Below are 16,428 nucleotides of genomic sequence, written 5' to 3'. Positions count from 1 at the left end.
AAATTTACTTTAATTTTTGTAAATCCTAAATAAAGTACAAACATAGGATGACAAAACGAATAAAATAATTATACTGTAGAAGGCACCTTTTAGCGTTTCAAATGGAAGAACGAAAAAATATTATTATGAAAAATAAAATTCTAATTTTAATCACATTTATTTTAATTTCTTGTTCAAAAAAACAAGAAAATTTTGATTTATCTATTTCTAATTCGAATTATGAATTGAATTTGAAAACTGGAGATTTTAAAATTAATTGGTATAATAATTATATGGATAAAATAGAATTATCTGAAATTGAGAAAAACCAAATTATAGAATTGATTTTTAAATATCAAATTAACAAAATTAAAGGAAAAAAATGTTTATGGCGAGGAAAATTTAATTATGCCTAATTTTGATGACAAATTTACTATATCTAAAAATAATAAAATAGTAAGCGAAATTTCTATCTCTAATCAAGTAAATATAGAAAAAACAAAACTTAATAAAATTGATAGAGATATTTATAATTTTAAAACAGAAATATTTAAACTCTTAAATCAAAATAAAGATTTTGAAAGAAATATGGATATTGTAAAAGTTGCAAATAAAAAAGTTAAACGAATATTTTTATAAATTTATACATCAAAATTTTCTAAAAAGAAAATCAGATTTATAAAAATACCTTTTACCCTAAACCCAAAACCTCATACCCAAATCCCCTAATGCTCCTCGGCTTTGCCTAAAATTTTAGTATCTACAGGAATAGCAGGTTGAAACATAAGAGTTTGTTTGTAGTACAAATAAAAACCTTTGTTGGTTCGGAATTCGAAGTTTTGAAATTTGAAGTTTTGGTCGTCACTTTCTCTTTTAAAAACAATTGATTCTTTAGAATCTGGTAAAAAAACTTCTGCAATTAAACTGTCTTCATCCACAAAAAAGAAGGCGTTTTTTTTTCTTTCAAGCGAATCTCTTTCTATAGAGGTTAAACGATAGCCCTCTTCAAAAACACGCACACATTTTTTAGTCATATTCGACCATTTATACCCTGCTTTTAAATCGCACCCATTTTCGTTTTTGTCATCATTTAACTGATTTTTCACAATAGAATCCATTTCCGTGGTATCTTTTGGTGGATTCTTTAAGATATAATCGCAAGAAAATAACGATGTCAGTACTAAAATATATACAAGTTTTTTCATTTTTAATTTAGCGTTTCTTGATAAATTAAGGTTTCTACGGTTTCAAAATCGGTAGGTTTATCAGCATTATGAAAGTATTTTATCAACACTTCGCCCCAAACTTTACCATCAGAAAAATTAGCAATAATCCATCTATGATTTAAAATTTTAATATTATTTATCAAAAACGGATTGTCGCCAATTTGATCGTAAGAAACGTATTTATTTCCTTTTTTGTCGGCGTTAAAAGCAGTTAAATCTTCTTTCACTTTCGTTTGTAATGCTTTTACATCGTATTCAAAATAATACTCTTGCGCATTTTCATTAGTGTCTAAGGAAAACGAATCATTGTCGCGTAATTTCGCAATGGTATCTTGTGCTTTTTTTAATTCCTTTTTACTAATTGTAGACACTTCTTCGCTTCTTTTCAAGATATTTGAAGAATTTACAAATTGAAAAATATTAATTAATACTGAAAATACGATTCCGTAAAGTAATAAACTCCTTTTCATTTTACTATTTATTTAATTTCTATTTCTAAATTATCGTATGCTAAAAAAACGTTTTCTGGCAATTGTTTTTGTACCTCTTCGTGCAATCCTAAAATATGACTAATATGTGTTAAATACGCTTTTTTAGGTTGCACCAAATTTATAAAATTTATAGCTTCTTCTATGTTAAAATGGGTATTATGTGGTTCAAATCGTAACGCATTGATAACCAAAACCTCAACATCTTTAAGTTTTTCTATTTCTGCATCCTCAATGGTTTTTACATCTGTTAAATATACAACATCTTTGATTCGGTATCCAAAAACCTGTAAATTTCCGTGCATCGCATTAATTGGAATTACGATCTGATTTTTAATGGTTATATTTTGATTATTCACCACTTCAATTGGCAACACAGAAGGCGCGCCTGGATATTTGTTTTCTTTTTCAAAGATATAATCAAATCGTTTGGCTAAATTTTTCAACACGCGCGAATGTCCGTAAACCGGAATTTCACCTTGATTAAAATAAAACGGACGAATATCATCCAAACCAGCTGTATGGTCTGCGTGTTCGTGTGTAAAAAGCAACCCATCAATACGCGAACAACCACTGGTAAGCATTTGCTGACGAAAATCGGGTCCGCAATCAATAACTACTGAAAAATCTTCATCGTGTATCCAAATAGAAACGCGCAAGCGCTTGTCTTTTGCATCATCACTTAAACATACAAAATGCGTACTCCCAATTACTGGAATGCCTTGAGATGTACCCGTTCCTAAGAAGTATAATTTCATATGTATTTGATTGACACGCTAAAAAAGTTACCCGCTACTTTTAGTAGAAAAGTGCTACTTTATTGTAATAGTAGTAATTTCTTTTTTACAAAAATAACAAAATACTCTTGTTAAAACCTATAATTTATTAACTTTGCATAGTAATTTAATTTGCCAAAAAACACATTTGAATAAATGACGACTGAAATCACATTAAGAGGAGACAAAGCTATTGAACAAATCCCTTCTACAAAGGACAAAGCACTCCGTATTAATTTAAACGAAAATATTTACGGAACCTTTGCCGAAATTGGTGCCGGACAAGAAACGGTGAGGCATTTTTTCAGAGCAGGTGCTTCTTCCGGTACGATTGCAAAAGCGATGTCTGCCTATGATAAAGATTTTAGTGATGCCATTTACGGAATTGAAGAAGATGGTAGATATGTTACAGAAAGCAGATTAAGAAAAATGCTTACGCACGAAACGAAACTTATTGAAGATCGTTTAAAAAGAGATAAGCATCCAAATAAAATGTTTTTTAGTTATGCGAATACTGTAGCGACTATTGATTTTGCAAAACAATTTAAAGGACACGGCTGGGTAGGAATTAAATTCCAAGTAGAACCCGACCAAGCGTATAATGAAATTTTAATTCACATTCGTTTTAAAGAAAATGATGCCCGTTTGCAACAAGAAACCTTAGGAATCTTGGGCGTAAACTTAATTTATGGCGCGTTTTACAAACATAATGATGCCAAAAAATTATTGCGTTATTTATACGACCATTTAGAAAAAGACCAACTTGAAATTGATACGATAAATTTCTCAGGACCAAGTTTTGCAGATGTAGACAACAGATTAATGAGTTTGCAATTGGTAAAATACGGCTTTACAGATGCCGTAATGTTTAATCCGGAAGGAAAGAATATTTTGCCAGCAGCTGTTTTATATAAAAAGAATATTTTAGCGTTACGTGGTAGTTTCCGACCTGTAACAAAAGTAAATATGGATATGTATAAGCAATCTTACGAGATGTTTATACAAGAAAATAAAGTAAGTAAAGAAAACACGTTTGTGGTTTTCGAAATCACGCTTTCCAACTTAAAAGCTGAAGGTGAAATTGACGAAAGAGATTTCTTAGACAGAGCAGAACTTTTATGTGCTTTAGGTCAAACCGTAATGATTTCTAATTTTCAAGAATATTATAAAGTTTTAGAATACTTTTCATCTTTTACAAAATCACGTACTGCTTTAGCTATGGGTGTGAGTAATTTAGTAGAAATTTTTGATGAGAAATACTACCGTCATATGTCGGGTGGAATTTTAGAAGCGTTTGGAAAATTATTTTACAGAGATTTAAAAGTGTATTTATATCCGATGAAAGATCCAGAAACGGGTGAAATAATTACGTCAGAAAACTTAAAAGTGCATCCGAGAATGAAAGAATTGTATAAATTCTTTAAATACAACGGAAAAGTTACCGATATAGAAACTTACGATGACAAAACATTAGATATTTTCTCCAGAAAAATATTAAAAATGATTGCTAAAGGCGAGTCTGGCTGGGAAGATATGCTACCAGATGGCACCGCAGAAATCATTAAAAAAGATCATTTATTTGGCTATCAAAAAGAAAAAGAATTAGCTAAGTAATAAACTAAAAAAATCCCAAACTTTTAAGAATTTGGGATTTTTTTTATAATTGGAATTTAAATTTTGGAATTTAATTCTCTACACGTGCAACGCTCTATTTGCTGTTGCAGCTAAAGCGGCTTCTTTGATGGCTTCTGCAAACGTTGGGTGTGCGTGAGACATTCTTGAGATATCTTCTGCAGATGCTCTAAATTCCATTGCGGTAACCGCTTCTGCAATTAAATCCGCACAACGTGCACCTATCATATGAACCCCTAACACCTCATCTGTTTTGGCATCGGCTAAGATTTTAACAAATCCATCTGTATCGCCTCCTGCTCTTGCTCTTCCTAATGCTTTGAATGGAAAACTTCCCGCTTTAAACTCAATGCCTTCTGCTTTTAATTGCTCCTCTGTTTTACCTACGGCCGCAACTTCTGGCCAAGTATATACTACGCCAGGAATTAAGTTATAATCGATATGAGGTTTTTGACCGGCTAAAATTTCAGCAACCATTACTCCTTCTTCTTCCGCTTTGTGCGCTAACATCGCACCACGTACAACATCGCCAATTGCATAAATATTGGAAACTGAAGTTTGTAAATGATTGTTCACTTCAATTTGCCCTCTATCTGTAACTTTTACTCCTGCTTTTTCTGCATGTAAACCATCGGTATATGGACGACGTCCTACAGAAACTAAAGCATAATCACCTTCTAATGAAATGATTTCTCCTTTTGCATTTTCTGCTTTTACAGTAACTACATCTCCTGCTCTATCTACAGATTGTACTTTATGTGAGGTATAAAATTTCATACCTTGTTTTTTAAAGACTTTTGTTAATTCTTTAGATAAAGAAGCATCCATTCCTGGAATAATTCTATCCATAAATTCTACTACAGAAACTTGAGCACCTAATCGTAAATATACTTGTCCTAATTCGATACCTATAACACCTCCACCAATAATTACTAAATGTTTAGGCACCTCTTTTAATTTTAAAGCTTCCGTTGAAGTAATGATTCTGTCTTTATCTAATTTGATGAAAGGTAAGTTTGAAGGTTTAGAACCTGTAGCAATAATGATATTTTTAGATTCGATGATTTCTGAAGAACCATCTGCTTTAGTTACCTTAACAGAAGTAGCGCTTTCAAAAGAACCTAATCCTTCAAAAACAGTAACTTTATTTTTATCCATTAAGTATTTTACACCACCAGAAGTTTGGTCTACAACCGCTTGTTTTCTGGCAATCATTTTTTCTAAATTGACTTTTACTTCACCCGAAACTTCAATTCCGTGGTCTGCAAAATGTTGCAATTCTTCATAATGATGCGATGATGCCAATAATGCTTTTGATGGAATACATCCCACATTCAGACACGTTCCGCCAAGCGTTGCGTATTTTTCAATAATTGCTGTTTTAAATCCCAATTGGGCGCAACGAATAGCTGCTACATATCCTCCAGGTCCAGAACCAATAATGGTTACATCAAATTGACTCATAACTATATTTTTTATAAAATGTAAATAGTGTGATTTTAAAGTGCAAAAGTAAAGTTTTTTAAATAAATATGTAGTGCTATTTAATGAAAAAACTTCATTAATTTTAATTCAATACAAATGAAGTAGAATTTTTTACTTCTCCAATCATAAATGTGCTGTGTGTACTACCAATATGTTGTAAGGTAGTTAACTTCGTTACCATAAATTCTCGGTATTCTTCCATATCTTTCACGCAAATTTTTAAGATATAATCGTAATCACCACTTACGTGAAAACATTCTAAAACTTCAGTTAGCGTTACTACTTCTTTTTCAAATTCAGAGATTAAATCTCTTGAATGTTTAATTAATTTAACGTGACAAAACACCACAAAACCTTTATTGATTTTTGTTTTATCTAAAATAGTAACATACTTACGAATAATCCCTTCGCGTTCTAACTTTTTTATCCGTTCATACACAGCAGTTACGGATAAATTTAATTTACTTGATAATTCTTTTGTTGTTTTTTTAGAATCGATTTGCATCAATTCTAATAGTTTTTTATCAATTGCATCCATTGGTGTCGTAATTTATTTGGTAAATATACGTAAAAAAGTAAAAATATAGATAAATAAACCATTATTTAATAAATTAATAGATAAATAAACTAAATATTTAAAGTATTGTTGAAATATTAATTTATTTTTTTCAATTTTGATAGATAAAAACAAACAACTATGAGCACATTTAATCCAGCCGACAACATACAAGATTTACAGTATTTTGGCGAATTTGGTGGGGTAAACCCTTCTATTTCAGATTCATCTACTTACACGTTTCTTTCTGCTAAAACGATGTTTGATACCTTTGAAGGGAACGCAGAAGGGTGTTATTTATATTCCCGACATTCCTCGCCAAGTAATTTGTATTTGGATAAAGCGTTAGCAGCAATGGAAGGCACTGAAACCGCTAATGTATCTGCTTCTGGAATGGGCGCCATAACACCAACAATTTTACAACTTTGCGGACAAGGAGACCACGTGGTTTCAAGTAGAACCATTTATGGAGGAACCTATGCCTTTTTGAAAAATTTCGCACCGAGATTTGGTGTAAAAACTACTTTTGTAGACATTACTAAATTAGACCTTGTAGAAGCTGCTATTACTTCTACAACTAAAGTTTTATATTGCGAAACGGTGAGTAATCCCTTATTAGAAGTAGCCGATATTGCTTCTTTAGCTAAGATTGCGAAAAAGCACAATCTTAAATTGGTAGTTGACAATACGTTTTCACCTTTATCGGTATCGCCAGTAAAATTAGGTGCGGATATTGTAATTCATTCCTTAACAAAATACATCAACGGAAGTTCGGATACAGTGGGCGGTGTAACGTGTGCCAGTCAAGCATTTATTAACGATTTAAAAAACGTAAATTCTGGTGCCAGTATGCTTTTAGGTCCTACAATGGATAGTTTACGTTCGGCATCGGTAATGAAAAACTTAAGAACACTTCATATCCGAATGAAGCAGCACAGTCATAATGCGATGTATTTGGCAAATAAATTTGAAGCAGACGGCATCAAAACCGTTTATCCAGGATTGGCTAGTCATCCAAGTCATACTATATACAAAAATATGATTAACCCAGAATATGGTTTTGGAGGTATGATGACTATTGACGTAGGAAGTTTAGAAAAGGCCAATGCCTTAATGGAATTAATGCAAGAAAGAAATTTAGGGTATTTGGCTGTGAGTTTAGGCTTTTACAAAACCCTTTTTAGCGCACCAGGTACATCCACTTCTTCTGAAATTCCTTTAGACGAACAAGCAGAAATGGGTTTAACTGATGGTTTAATTCGTTTTTCAATTGGTTTAGATAACGACATTGAAAGAACGTATCAAAGTATGCATGCTTGTATGAAAGAATTACATATTTTGTAAAATACTATTTTTATTTAAAATCCGTCCCGATTACTTCGAGACGGATTTTTTTTGTAAGTTTGAATATAATATATATAACATAAATTATGATGAGATCTATTTATTTGTTTAGTATCTTTTTTTCATTTATTGGATTTTCTCAAAATACTGAAACTACAATATATGAAATAATAGATAAAATTTCGGAAGAAAGAATTCAAAAAGACGTTATTAAATTGGCCAATTTTGGAACAAGAAACACTTTTAGTGATACGGTTTCAAAGACCCGAGGTATTGGTGCAGCCAGACGTTGGATAAAATCTGAATTTGATTTAATTTCTAAAGATTGTAAAAACTGCTTGGACGTTTTTTATCAAAAAGATTTTGTTACTACTAATGATGGGGAACGCGTGCCCAAAGACACTTGGATAGTAAACGTGGCGGCGGTACAAAAAGGAACCAAATATCCAAATAGGTATATAATAATGACGGGCGATATTGATAGTAGAAATTCAGATACTATGGATTACACTACAGATGCTCCTGGAGCTAATGATAATGCTTCTGGAATGGCAGGTACTATAGAAGCAGCGAGAGTTTTATCTCAATATAAATTTGAAAACAGCATTATTTATTTAGGTCTTTCAGGCGAAGAACAAGGCTTGTTTGGAGGAAAAGGTTTTGCAGAATATGCCAAGAAAAACAACTGGGAAATTATTGGTGTACTAAATAACGATATGATTGGTAATATTGAAGGAATAGATGGTGTTATTGACAACAGAACGTTTCGAATTTTCTCAGAACCTACCTCTACTACAGATACTGAAAAAGAAGTTAATAACCGAAGATTTTATGGTGGTGAAGTAGAAGGCATTTCGCGTCAATTAGCCCGATATATTCACAAGCAAACGCTTTCATATCTTCCAGAAATGAACCCTATGCTAATTTATCGTTTAGATAGATTTGGACGTGGCGGCCATCATAGACCTTTTAACGATTTAGGATTTGCAGGTGTCCGAATTATGGAAGCTCATGAAAACTATAACAGACAACACCAAAACTTAAGAACCGAAAATGGTATCAAATACGGTGATGTAATAGAAGGCGTTAATTTTGAATACGTTAAAAAACTAACTGCAGTAAATTCTGTAGTATTAGCAACTTTAGCAAGCGCTCCTCCTGCACCTAAAAATGTGCTTATTGGCGGAGCGGTTGAAGCCAGTGTAAAATTAAAATGGGACAAAATTGAAAATGACGATCAAATCTTAGGTTATAAAATATATTGGAGATTAACTACAGATTTTCAATGGAACCAATCCAGATTTGTTGGAAATATTGACAATTACACATTGAAAAACTTTGTAATTGACAACCATTATTTTGGTGTGGCTACAGTTTATAAAAATGGATTTGAAAGTATGGTTGTGTTTCCAAAAGATGTCATTAGAACTACTTTTAAAAGAAAATAATTAGTTAATGAGCCAATGTGGCAATAAAATTAAAATCCGACCTCAGTACTTCGGGAAGAAATTTTTTTTGTAATTTTGTTTTATAAATTTTCTAATATGAGTACAATTGAACTAAAACAAGAACTTCATGACATCATCAACAACGGTGATGATAAGTTTGTACAATTATTTCACGACATGGCAACATCTTATTTCGTTCAAATTAAAAAAGACAAAATGATCGCTGAATCTGAAAAAGATATTGAATCCGGAAATATTTATGCACAAGAAGAAGTCAAAAAAATGATTGCTAATTGGAAAGAATAATTAAACCTGTTTTTTGGACCAACAGAGCGATTAAAGATTTGGAAAAAGTTACTCGATTTAATGTAAAATTGTTCGGTTTTAATAAGTCAATTAAAATCGCAACTGAAATTCTAGAAGCAACTGAAATCTTAGCATTTCACAAATTCAATAAAATTGGTTCTGTTGATGAAGATTTTACACACCTAAAATTTGAATACCGAAAGTTAATTCATCATCATTGCAAAATAACTTACCGAGAAGGAAAAGATAAAATTTACATTAATAGAATTTTTGACACAAGACAAAATCCTATTAAAAACAAATAAATCCGTCCCGAAGTAATCGAGACGGATTTTGTATTTATGTTATGACAATTAAGACAATTTACTAATAAACCTTGAATACGGATCTTTAAATTGAAAGCCATCTTCTGTTCTTTCCTTTGATAGTTTTTTATATTCTACTAAAGCCCAAAGGATAAATTCTTTAAGGAAATACTTGTCTGATATTGCAATTTCTGGTTGGTATTTTTGAATTAATTTTTCTAATGGCTGTACCTCATCTAAGATGTTTTTGTAAACTTCATCTGAGCAATCATCTGTTAATTCAAAACCTGATTCATTGAAAAACCATTCGGTAATTTCGGTATAAGGTGTAGTTACATCTTGTTTCTCCAGTTTTTCAATTTTAGGAAAATAACCTGGGAAAAAAGTATGAATCGCATTGGCAATTAAATATTGCGCCACTACTCCAGCGCCTTCTTGTTCGCCTTCGTAAACCAATTCTACTTTTCCAGTTATGGCTGGAATAATTCCTAAAAAATCAGACAAACGAACCGTTGTTTTTTCTTCTCCATTTAGTAAAGCTCTGCGTTCGGCGGTACTAATCAAATTCTCATATGCGGTAATACTCATTCGAGCTGAAACGCCACTTTTTGAATCAATATATTCCGATTCTCTAGCTTCAAAACCTACTTGCTCCAACAAATCTTTTGCTAAATTTGGCACGTGTACTAAAGACGATTGATTTTCATCTAACTTAGCTTCTTGCGTTGTAATAATTTTAGCAATTTCAATAGTTTCTGGATAATGCGTTAAAATTTGAGAACCTATTCTATCTTTTAAAGGTGTTACTATACTTCCACGATTGGTGTAATCTTCTGGATTTGCAGTAAAAATAAATTGCAAATCTAACGGCATTCTTAATTTAAACCCACGTATTTGAATATCGCCTTCTTGTAAAATATTGAATAACGCTACTTGAATACGAGCTTGTAAATCAGGCAATTCGTTAATTACAAAAATACATCTGTTGGCACGTGGAATCATTCCGAAATGAATCACGCGTTCGTCTGCATAAGATAATTTTAAATTGGCCGCTTTTATTGGATCTACATCACCAATTAAATCGGCAACTGTAACATCAGGCGTGGCTAATTTTTCGAAAAAACGTTCGCTTCTATGTAACCAAGAAATTGGCGTGTCATTGCCTTTTTCAGCAATCAAATCTATAGCAAAACGCGAAATTGGATTTAGAGGATCGTCATTAATTTCAGAACCGGTAACAAACGGAATGTATTCGTCTAAAAGTTCGACCATTTTTCGAGCCAAACGTGTTTTTGCTTGTCCGCGCAATCCTAATAAATTAATATTATGACGTGATAAAATAGCGCGTTCCAACTCGGGAATTACAGAATTTTCAAAACCATGAACACCTGTAAAGGTTGGCTGTTTGGCTATTAGTTTATTTCTTAAATTGGTACGTAACTCCTCTTTTATATTTTTGGATTGATAGCCTGATTGTATCAATTCACCTAATGTTTTTATATGTGTCATACTATTTTTTTAAACGCTATTTAGCTACTGCTTTTTATTTAATTTCTTTGATTTGATACTACTTATTTCAGTTTCTTTTTTCTATTGGCTTCGTAATCTTGAAAAATCATTTCTCCTAAACCACTTAAACCCGTGTAGAACGCTTTTCCTTGATTGGCTTCCGTAAATTTATCTACAAATTGTTGCAAATAGGGATCGTTGGCAATCATAAAAGTTGTAATAGGAATGTGTAATTTTCTGGCTTGAGCCGCTTGCGTATAGCATTTTTCAACAATATACTCGTCTAAACCGTTGCTATTCATGTAATACGAGCCGTCTTTTTCACGAACACAGCTTGGTTTTCCATCAGTAATCATAAATATTTGTTTGTTGGTATTACGTTTTCTACGCAGCATATCCATTGCTAATTGCAAACCTGCAACGGTATTAGTATGATAAGGTCCTACTTTTAAAAAAGGTAATTCTTTTATTGAAATAGGCCAAGCATCATTACCAAAAACTAAAATATCAATGGTGTCTTTCGGATAACGAGTAGTGATAAGTTCCGCTAGCGCCATCGCTACTTTTTTAGCAGGCGTAATTCGGTCTTCGCCATACAAAATCATACTATGAGAAATGTCTATCATTAAAACAGTACTCATTTGCGATTTATAATGCGTATCTTCAATTACCAAATCATTTTCGGTAAGTTGGAACTCGCCTATTCCATTATTGATTTGTGCGTTTTTTAGACTTTCCGTTAATGAAATTCTATCTAAAGCATCTCCAAAATTATAACTTCTAAGTTCGCCAGTAAGTTCATCGCCTCCACCAAGTTGTTTCGATTTGTGATTGCCGCTACCCGATTTATTTAAATTTCCAAATATTTGATCCAAAGCGGCTTGACGAATAAGACGTTCCGTTTTTGAAGTAATGGTAACCTCGCCTGTTCCATCGCCTGTTATTTCTTTACGAATGAATCCTTTTTTCTTTAAATCTTCAATAAAATCTTCAATGGAATAGTCTGGTGTAGTTAATTTGTATTCGTTATCAAGTTCTCGCAGCCAATCTATAGCTTCGTCAAAGTCGCCTGAAGTGTGTACAATTAATTCTTTAAAAACACCAAAAAGTACTTCAAATGGTGATTTAAATGGTTTTTCGTACGTTTTAAAATAAAACCCTTTTTTCATTCTTTAAAATTACAAGGATACTTTTAAATGACAAGAAAACGAATGCTAATTTTTAGTTAAAACTAATAAAACTTTCCGTCCACATAAAACCAATGATTTTGAAAAAGAATAAATGTAGATTTTTCGTGATGGATTTGCTGGATTTTATTTTCATCTAAATAGTAGGCTTTGAATTCTACCGTGTTTTCAGTACTGTTTAGAATTTCTAGTTTTTGCCAAATGTTTTGTTGTGCCCAAGTTAAAATATCTGATTTATTCGTGTATTTTTTTTGTGACACGTGTGTAGTTTTGTATAAATATTCGGCATCATGTAGATAAAATGCTGTAAATCTGGAACGCATTAATTTTTCCGAAGTTGTTACCATTGCTTCATATTGAATATAAGGCAAACAACATTCTTCTAAAGTTAAGTGACTTCCGCAAGGGCAAGGATTAGTGTGATTCATTTTGAATTTTAAGTAATAAATGTGTAAGCAAAACCTGATATTTACTTAATTCGATTAAATGGTCGTCTGAAACCACCTCATCAATTAAATTCTCCACTTCCTCACTCACTTCAAGCTGTAAAAGTTGGGCGTTTTTCCACTCTTTTTTGGCTAATAAATCAATAATTGTTTGAACTTTTGGTTTTAAATTAACTAGTTGTTGTGAATGCATTATTGGTTTTTAAGCGATTGCTTGTATTGTTCTAATATTGCTGCTTTTTTAGCTGCAGACGTTTGTTTGGTTTTCTGAATTTTCTTCAAATGATTGTCCAATTGCTTTTTATGCTTGTCTTTATTTATGGCATTATTTCTTCCCATGTTGCAAAATTTTCTTCAAATTTACGAAACTTTCATTGGTATTACTTAATTCTGTTAGCATTTTCGTTCTAAATTCTTCAAAATCGTCAAAAAAAACGTGTTTTGCCCATAAATTAGATTGTAAAATAATTTTTATCTCTTTAATTCTTTTAGTCGTGTCTGATGCATTTCTTAGCAATTGATTGGTATAGTTTGGATGGTTTTTATGATTAAAATGCACTTCATTTTTGGATTCATTCACTCCAATAAAAAACAATTTTTCAATTTCATTATTTGGATAAAAATCAGTCCATCTGGCAAAACCAACACTTTTAGTTTGATTTTTATAGTCCGAATTAGTTATCAGTCGCCACCTGCAATTGGCTGCTCTTCCCCAATGATTGGATTTTCTGTAAACACCCAATTCGGTAAAATAATAGGCACTTCCGGAAGCACTTTTGTACCCTAATTTTAAATCTGCCACAACAGTATCTTCTGCTTGCTGAAACAAGCAAAACGTGTGTTTGTGAAAATTAAATTTATTGTAACTATTCATTTTACAAAGATAGTGATATCTATTTTGGGATTTAAAACGATTTTATTAATCCTAAAAAAATTATTACATTTGCCTTTAATAAATTAAATAACTGAATTTTCAGCATAACCAATTAGAAAAAAACAATGAAACAAGTAGTACTATTATTTTCGGCATTAATATTAATTTCTTGCAATAAATTTAAAGTTGAAGGAACTGCAAAAGGAATAAAAGACGGCACCAAAGTATTTTTAGAAGGTGCTAACGAAATGGGACCCGTAGCAATGGATACGGTAGAAGTCAAAGAAGGAAAGTTTCAATTTGAAGGCAAAAGCGAACTTCCTGAAATTGGAATTGTAAGTATTGAAGGTGTAATTGACCCGCAATATCAATCTAAAAAAGCACTTCCTTTTATTATTGAAAGCGGTACGATAGCTATTGCTTTTGATACCAAAGACATTCAAAAATCTAGAATTTCAGGAACTACTGACAATGACTTGTTTCAAAAATATACAGATGAATCGGTTATTATTAACAAACCGATTATGGATTTTCAGAAGAACAACAATGAAGCCATGAAAAAAGCCATGGAAACCAATGATGTTGCTGTTCAGACACAATTAAATCAAGAATACGGCAAATTAGCGCAGTCTATTGCTGCTAAGATGGATGCAAAATCTAAAGATTTTATGAAAAATAATCCAAGTTCTATTTTGTCAATGCTTTTTCTAGAAAACTATGTTAGTAGAGGAATGATGCAAGGAAAAGATGCTACAGCTGCGTTTGAAAAATTAGACAAAAAATTACATGGAACGAAAAGCGGTAAAGCCGTTAAGAAAGCTTTAGATGCGCAATTGAAGGCTGCGACTCCAGAAAAAAAAAAGTAACTAAAGCGTCTGAATTTTCTGCTAAAACGCCAGAAGGCAAAACCGTTTCGTTAAAAGAATCGTTAGGAAAAGTTACTATTATTGATTTTTGGGCTTCGTGGTGCGGACCTTGTAGAGCTGAAAACCCAAATGTAGTTGCCATTTATAATGAATTGCATAGTAAAGGGTTAAACATTATTGGCGTTTCTTTAGATGAAGACGCTACAAAATGGAAAGCAGCTATTGCAAAAGATAAATTAACTTGGACTCAGGTTTCTAATTTAAAAGGTTGGGAAGATCCTATTGCAACGGCATATAAAGTTGATCAAATTCCTGCCACATTTATTTTAGATGCAAAAGGAAATATTGTAGCTAAAAACCTTAGCGGCGAAGAATTAAAAGCTAAAGTAATAGCAATATTAGGTATAAAATAATAATTAATAATCCCATTTTGAATATAATTTCAAAATGGGATTTTTTATACTTTTAGTTTTCAGAATGTTATAAAATAATTTACATATTACCCAAAAATAAGTTTGCAACAATAAAAAACAATTCTATATTTGCAATCGAAATGGCCTGGGGAGATACTCAAGCGGCCAACGAGGGCAGACTGTAAATCTGCTGTGAAAACTTCGCAGGTTCGAATCCTGCTCTCCCCACAAAAGCACTTCTAACGAGGTGCTTTTTTTATAGTTTTTGGTACTATCTCTAAAAACTACTTTCATACACTATCTATACACTATCTATGGAGTATCTATACACCATCTATGAAGTAACACTGTTTTTAAACACAAAAAAAACTGAAAGATCCAGAAGCATGAATTTTTGAGAATTATTTTTATATTTGTTACATAAAGCAACTAAAATATGAAATGGAACGCCAAAATAATCAGCCACAAAGGAACGCCAAGAATTGCTATTTTTTTTGAAAAAGATACCACGTTAATAAGCCGAATAAAAACGTTTGAAGATGCACTTTGGAGTGCTTCAAAACGCTACTGGCATTTACCTGACACTGAGCGAAACCGCTTACATTTTAAACTTCCTTTAGCACATACTTTATTACCTAATACTGAAGGCATAGCCAGTATTGAAACTTTTAAACGCTACATGTTATCAAAAAGGTATAGCCCAAATACAATAAATACCTATTGTGAAGCCTTAAAATCGTTTTTAATCTTTTGCAATACCAAAGCAATTAAAGACATTACAAATGATGATGTTATTTTATATAATAACAACTTTATTTTAAAGCATAATTTATCGTCGTCCTATCAAAACCAGATAGTAAATGCAATTAAACTGTATTTTAAAATAGTAAAAGAAACCGCAATAGAAATTGACAAAATTCATCGTCCTAGAAGAGAAAAAGCATTGCCAAATGTTTTGAGTAAAGAAGAGGTAAAACAAATTATTACCGCACCCACCAACTTAAAACACAAAACAATGTTAAGTTTAATTTATTCTTGCGGCTTACGATGTGGTGAATTATTAGCATTACAACCACATCATATAGATTCTAAAAGAAATATAGTTTTATTAAAAAATTCAAAAGGCAAAAAGGATAGAATTGTTCCTCTAAGTCTTAAAATATTAGAGTTATTACGAGAATATTATAAAGTTTACAAACCCAAAAAGTATTTGTTTGAGGGGCAAAAAGAAGGCACACCTTATGATGCCAGAAGTATACAACTAGTATTGAAACAAGCTCTACATAAAACAGGAATAAAAAAGCCTGCCACGCTACATTGGTTGCGACACAGTTATGCTACTCATCTGCTAGAAAGTGGAACAGATTTAAGATATATACAGGAACTATTAGGCCATAATAGTAGTAAAACAACGGAAATTTACACACACGTGAGCACAAAAAATATTCAGCAAATTAAAAGCCCATTTGATGATTTGTAAGAAAAAAATATTATATTTGATTTAAATAAAAAAGCGAAACAAAACTTCGCATATCTACCGAAATATAGGTGTATATACGAAGTTTTATATCGCATATATACAAGTTAT

At 31.9% G+C, this 16,428-nt stretch carries 21 protein-coding genes and 1 tRNA gene; 11 read left to right on the top strand and 11 right to left on the bottom strand.

What is annotated here, in order from left to right:
* The first annotated feature begins 125 nt into the window (after positions 1 to 125).
* Positions 126 to 395, top strand: coding sequence for a hypothetical protein (locus tag ABWP78_RS09145; protein ID WP_353170746.1), 270 nt, complete (start codon positions 126 to 128; stop codon positions 393 to 395).
* Positions 388 to 618, top strand: a complete 231-nt coding sequence (locus ABWP78_RS09140; RefSeq protein WP_353170743.1) for a hypothetical protein — start codon at positions 388 to 390, stop codon at positions 616 to 618. The genes ABWP78_RS09145 and ABWP78_RS09140 overlap by 8 nt, the downstream gene beginning before the upstream one ends.
* 86 nt (positions 619 to 704) lie before the next feature.
* On the opposite strand, the gene ABWP78_RS09135 is transcribed toward ABWP78_RS09140, so the two are convergent.
* The 3 genes from ABWP78_RS09135 to ABWP78_RS09125 are packed head-to-tail and all read right to left on the bottom strand — an operon-like array spanning position 705 to position 2,451.
* Entirely contained in the window at positions 705 to 1,184 is a 480-nt protein-coding gene (locus ABWP78_RS09135; RefSeq protein WP_353170740.1) for a hypothetical protein, read from the bottom strand.
* A 2-nt stretch (positions 1,185 to 1,186) separates the two neighbouring features.
* A complete protein-coding gene (locus ABWP78_RS09130) occupies positions 1,187 to 1,675 on the bottom strand; it encodes a hypothetical protein (RefSeq protein WP_353170738.1) in 489 nt (162 codons plus the stop codon).
* An 8-nt stretch (positions 1,676 to 1,683) separates the two neighbouring features.
* On the bottom strand, positions 1,684 to 2,451 hold the full coding sequence (locus ABWP78_RS09125) for an MBL fold metallo-hydrolase (protein ID WP_353170735.1): 768 nt from the start codon (positions 2,449 to 2,451) through the stop codon (positions 1,684 to 1,686).
* Positions 2,452 to 2,625: 174 nt separating this feature from the next.
* On the opposite strand from ABWP78_RS09125, the gene ABWP78_RS09120 reads away from it, so the two are divergent.
* Positions 2,626 to 4,083, top strand: a complete 1,458-nt coding sequence (locus ABWP78_RS09120) for a TonB-dependent receptor (protein ID WP_353170733.1) — start codon at positions 2,626 to 2,628, stop codon at positions 4,081 to 4,083.
* A 78-nt stretch (positions 4,084 to 4,161) separates the two neighbouring features.
* Here the strand turns inward: ABWP78_RS09120 and lpdA are convergent, their stop codons facing one another.
* Both lpdA and ABWP78_RS09110 read right to left on the bottom strand, forming a co-directional pair.
* Positions 4,162 to 5,565, bottom strand: a complete 1,404-nt coding sequence (lpdA, locus tag ABWP78_RS09115; protein ID WP_353170730.1) for a dihydrolipoyl dehydrogenase — start codon at positions 5,563 to 5,565, stop codon at positions 4,162 to 4,164.
* 103 nt (positions 5,566 to 5,668) lie between these two features.
* A complete protein-coding gene (locus tag ABWP78_RS09110; RefSeq protein ID WP_291241352.1) occupies positions 5,669 to 6,124 on the bottom strand; it encodes an Lrp/AsnC family transcriptional regulator in 456 nt (151 codons plus the stop codon).
* A 159-nt stretch (positions 6,125 to 6,283) separates the two neighbouring features.
* Here ABWP78_RS09110 and ABWP78_RS09105 point away from each other — a divergent pair, with 159 nt between their 5' ends.
* The 4 genes from ABWP78_RS09105 (at position 6,284) to ABWP78_RS09090 (ending at position 9,545) form a co-directional block, all read left to right on the top strand.
* Positions 6,284 to 7,486, top strand: coding sequence for an aminotransferase class I/II-fold pyridoxal phosphate-dependent enzyme (locus tag ABWP78_RS09105; RefSeq protein WP_353170727.1), 1,203 nt, complete (start codon positions 6,284 to 6,286; stop codon positions 7,484 to 7,486).
* Between the two features lie 86 nt (positions 7,487 to 7,572).
* Complete coding sequence (locus ABWP78_RS09100) at positions 7,573 to 8,934, top strand: M28 family peptidase (RefSeq protein ID WP_353170725.1); 1,362 nt, start codon at positions 7,573 to 7,575, stop codon at positions 8,932 to 8,934.
* 96 nt (positions 8,935 to 9,030) lie between these two features.
* Positions 9,031 to 9,240, top strand: a complete 210-nt coding sequence (locus tag ABWP78_RS09095) for a hypothetical protein (protein ID WP_353170723.1) — start codon at positions 9,031 to 9,033, stop codon at positions 9,238 to 9,240.
* On the top strand, positions 9,228 to 9,545 hold the full coding sequence (locus tag ABWP78_RS09090) for a type II toxin-antitoxin system RelE/ParE family toxin (RefSeq protein WP_353170721.1): 318 nt from the start codon (positions 9,228 to 9,230) through the stop codon (positions 9,543 to 9,545). Before ABWP78_RS09095 ends, ABWP78_RS09090 begins: the two co-directional genes overlap by 13 nt.
* A gap of 48 nt (positions 9,546 to 9,593) precedes the next feature.
* Here ABWP78_RS09090 and ABWP78_RS09085 read toward each other — a convergent pair whose 3' ends face one another.
* From ABWP78_RS09085 to ABWP78_RS09060, 6 genes are all read right to left on the bottom strand, one after another.
* Positions 9,594 to 11,054: an AAA family ATPase gene (locus ABWP78_RS09085; RefSeq protein WP_353170718.1), complete on the bottom strand. Its 1,461-nt coding sequence runs from the start codon at positions 11,052 to 11,054 to the stop codon at positions 9,594 to 9,596.
* A gap of 62 nt (positions 11,055 to 11,116) precedes the next feature.
* Entirely contained in the window at positions 11,117 to 12,223 is a 1,107-nt protein-coding gene (locus ABWP78_RS09080; protein ID WP_353170716.1) for a vWA domain-containing protein, read from the bottom strand.
* A gap of 62 nt (positions 12,224 to 12,285) precedes the next feature.
* Positions 12,286 to 12,669 (bottom strand): YchJ family protein, encoded by a 384-nt coding sequence (locus ABWP78_RS09075; RefSeq protein ID WP_353170713.1) that lies wholly within the window; start codon positions 12,667 to 12,669, stop codon positions 12,286 to 12,288.
* Complete coding sequence (locus ABWP78_RS09070) at positions 12,656 to 12,880, bottom strand: hypothetical protein (RefSeq protein ID WP_353170711.1); 225 nt, start codon at positions 12,878 to 12,880, stop codon at positions 12,656 to 12,658. The genes ABWP78_RS09075 and ABWP78_RS09070 overlap by 14 nt, the downstream gene beginning before the upstream one ends.
* Positions 12,880 to 13,026, bottom strand: coding sequence for a hypothetical protein (locus tag ABWP78_RS09065; protein ID WP_353170708.1), 147 nt, complete (start codon positions 13,024 to 13,026; stop codon positions 12,880 to 12,882). Before ABWP78_RS09065 ends, ABWP78_RS09070 begins: the two co-directional genes overlap by 1 nt.
* The gene (locus tag ABWP78_RS09060) at positions 13,013 to 13,561 is read right to left on the bottom strand and encodes a hypothetical protein (protein WP_353170706.1); all 549 of its coding nucleotides are present in this window, start codon (positions 13,559 to 13,561) and stop codon (positions 13,013 to 13,015) included. The genes ABWP78_RS09065 and ABWP78_RS09060 overlap by 14 nt, the downstream gene beginning before the upstream one ends.
* Positions 13,562 to 13,686: 125 nt before the next feature.
* Here ABWP78_RS09060 and ABWP78_RS09055 point away from each other — a divergent pair, with 125 nt between their 5' ends.
* The 4 genes from ABWP78_RS09055 (at position 13,687) to xerA (ending at position 16,320) form a co-directional block, all read left to right on the top strand.
* Positions 13,687 to 14,427, top strand: a complete 741-nt coding sequence (locus ABWP78_RS09055) for a DUF4369 domain-containing protein (RefSeq protein WP_353170704.1) — start codon at positions 13,687 to 13,689, stop codon at positions 14,425 to 14,427.
* Positions 14,394 to 14,840 (top strand): TlpA family protein disulfide reductase, encoded by a 447-nt coding sequence (locus ABWP78_RS09050; protein WP_353170749.1) that lies wholly within the window; start codon positions 14,394 to 14,396, stop codon positions 14,838 to 14,840. The genes ABWP78_RS09055 and ABWP78_RS09050 overlap by 34 nt, the downstream gene beginning before the upstream one ends.
* Positions 14,841 to 14,987: 147 nt before the next feature.
* Positions 14,988 to 15,068 (top strand) — tRNA-Tyr (locus tag ABWP78_RS09045).
* 208 nt (positions 15,069 to 15,276) lie between these two features.
* Positions 15,277 to 16,320: a site-specific tyrosine recombinase/integron integrase gene (gene xerA / locus ABWP78_RS09040; RefSeq protein ID WP_353170702.1), complete on the top strand. Its 1,044-nt coding sequence runs from the start codon at positions 15,277 to 15,279 to the stop codon at positions 16,318 to 16,320.
* Positions 16,321 to 16,428 lie beyond the last annotated feature (108 nt).

Origin of the sequence: Flavobacterium sp. (genome assembly GCF_040402955.1) — a bacterium.
In the GTDB taxonomy this organism is placed as follows: Bacteria; Bacteroidota; Bacteroidia; order Flavobacteriales; family Flavobacteriaceae; genus Flavobacterium.
Note: the sequence above shows the minus strand (reverse complement) of the source record. Positions and strands in the feature narration are given on the sequence as shown.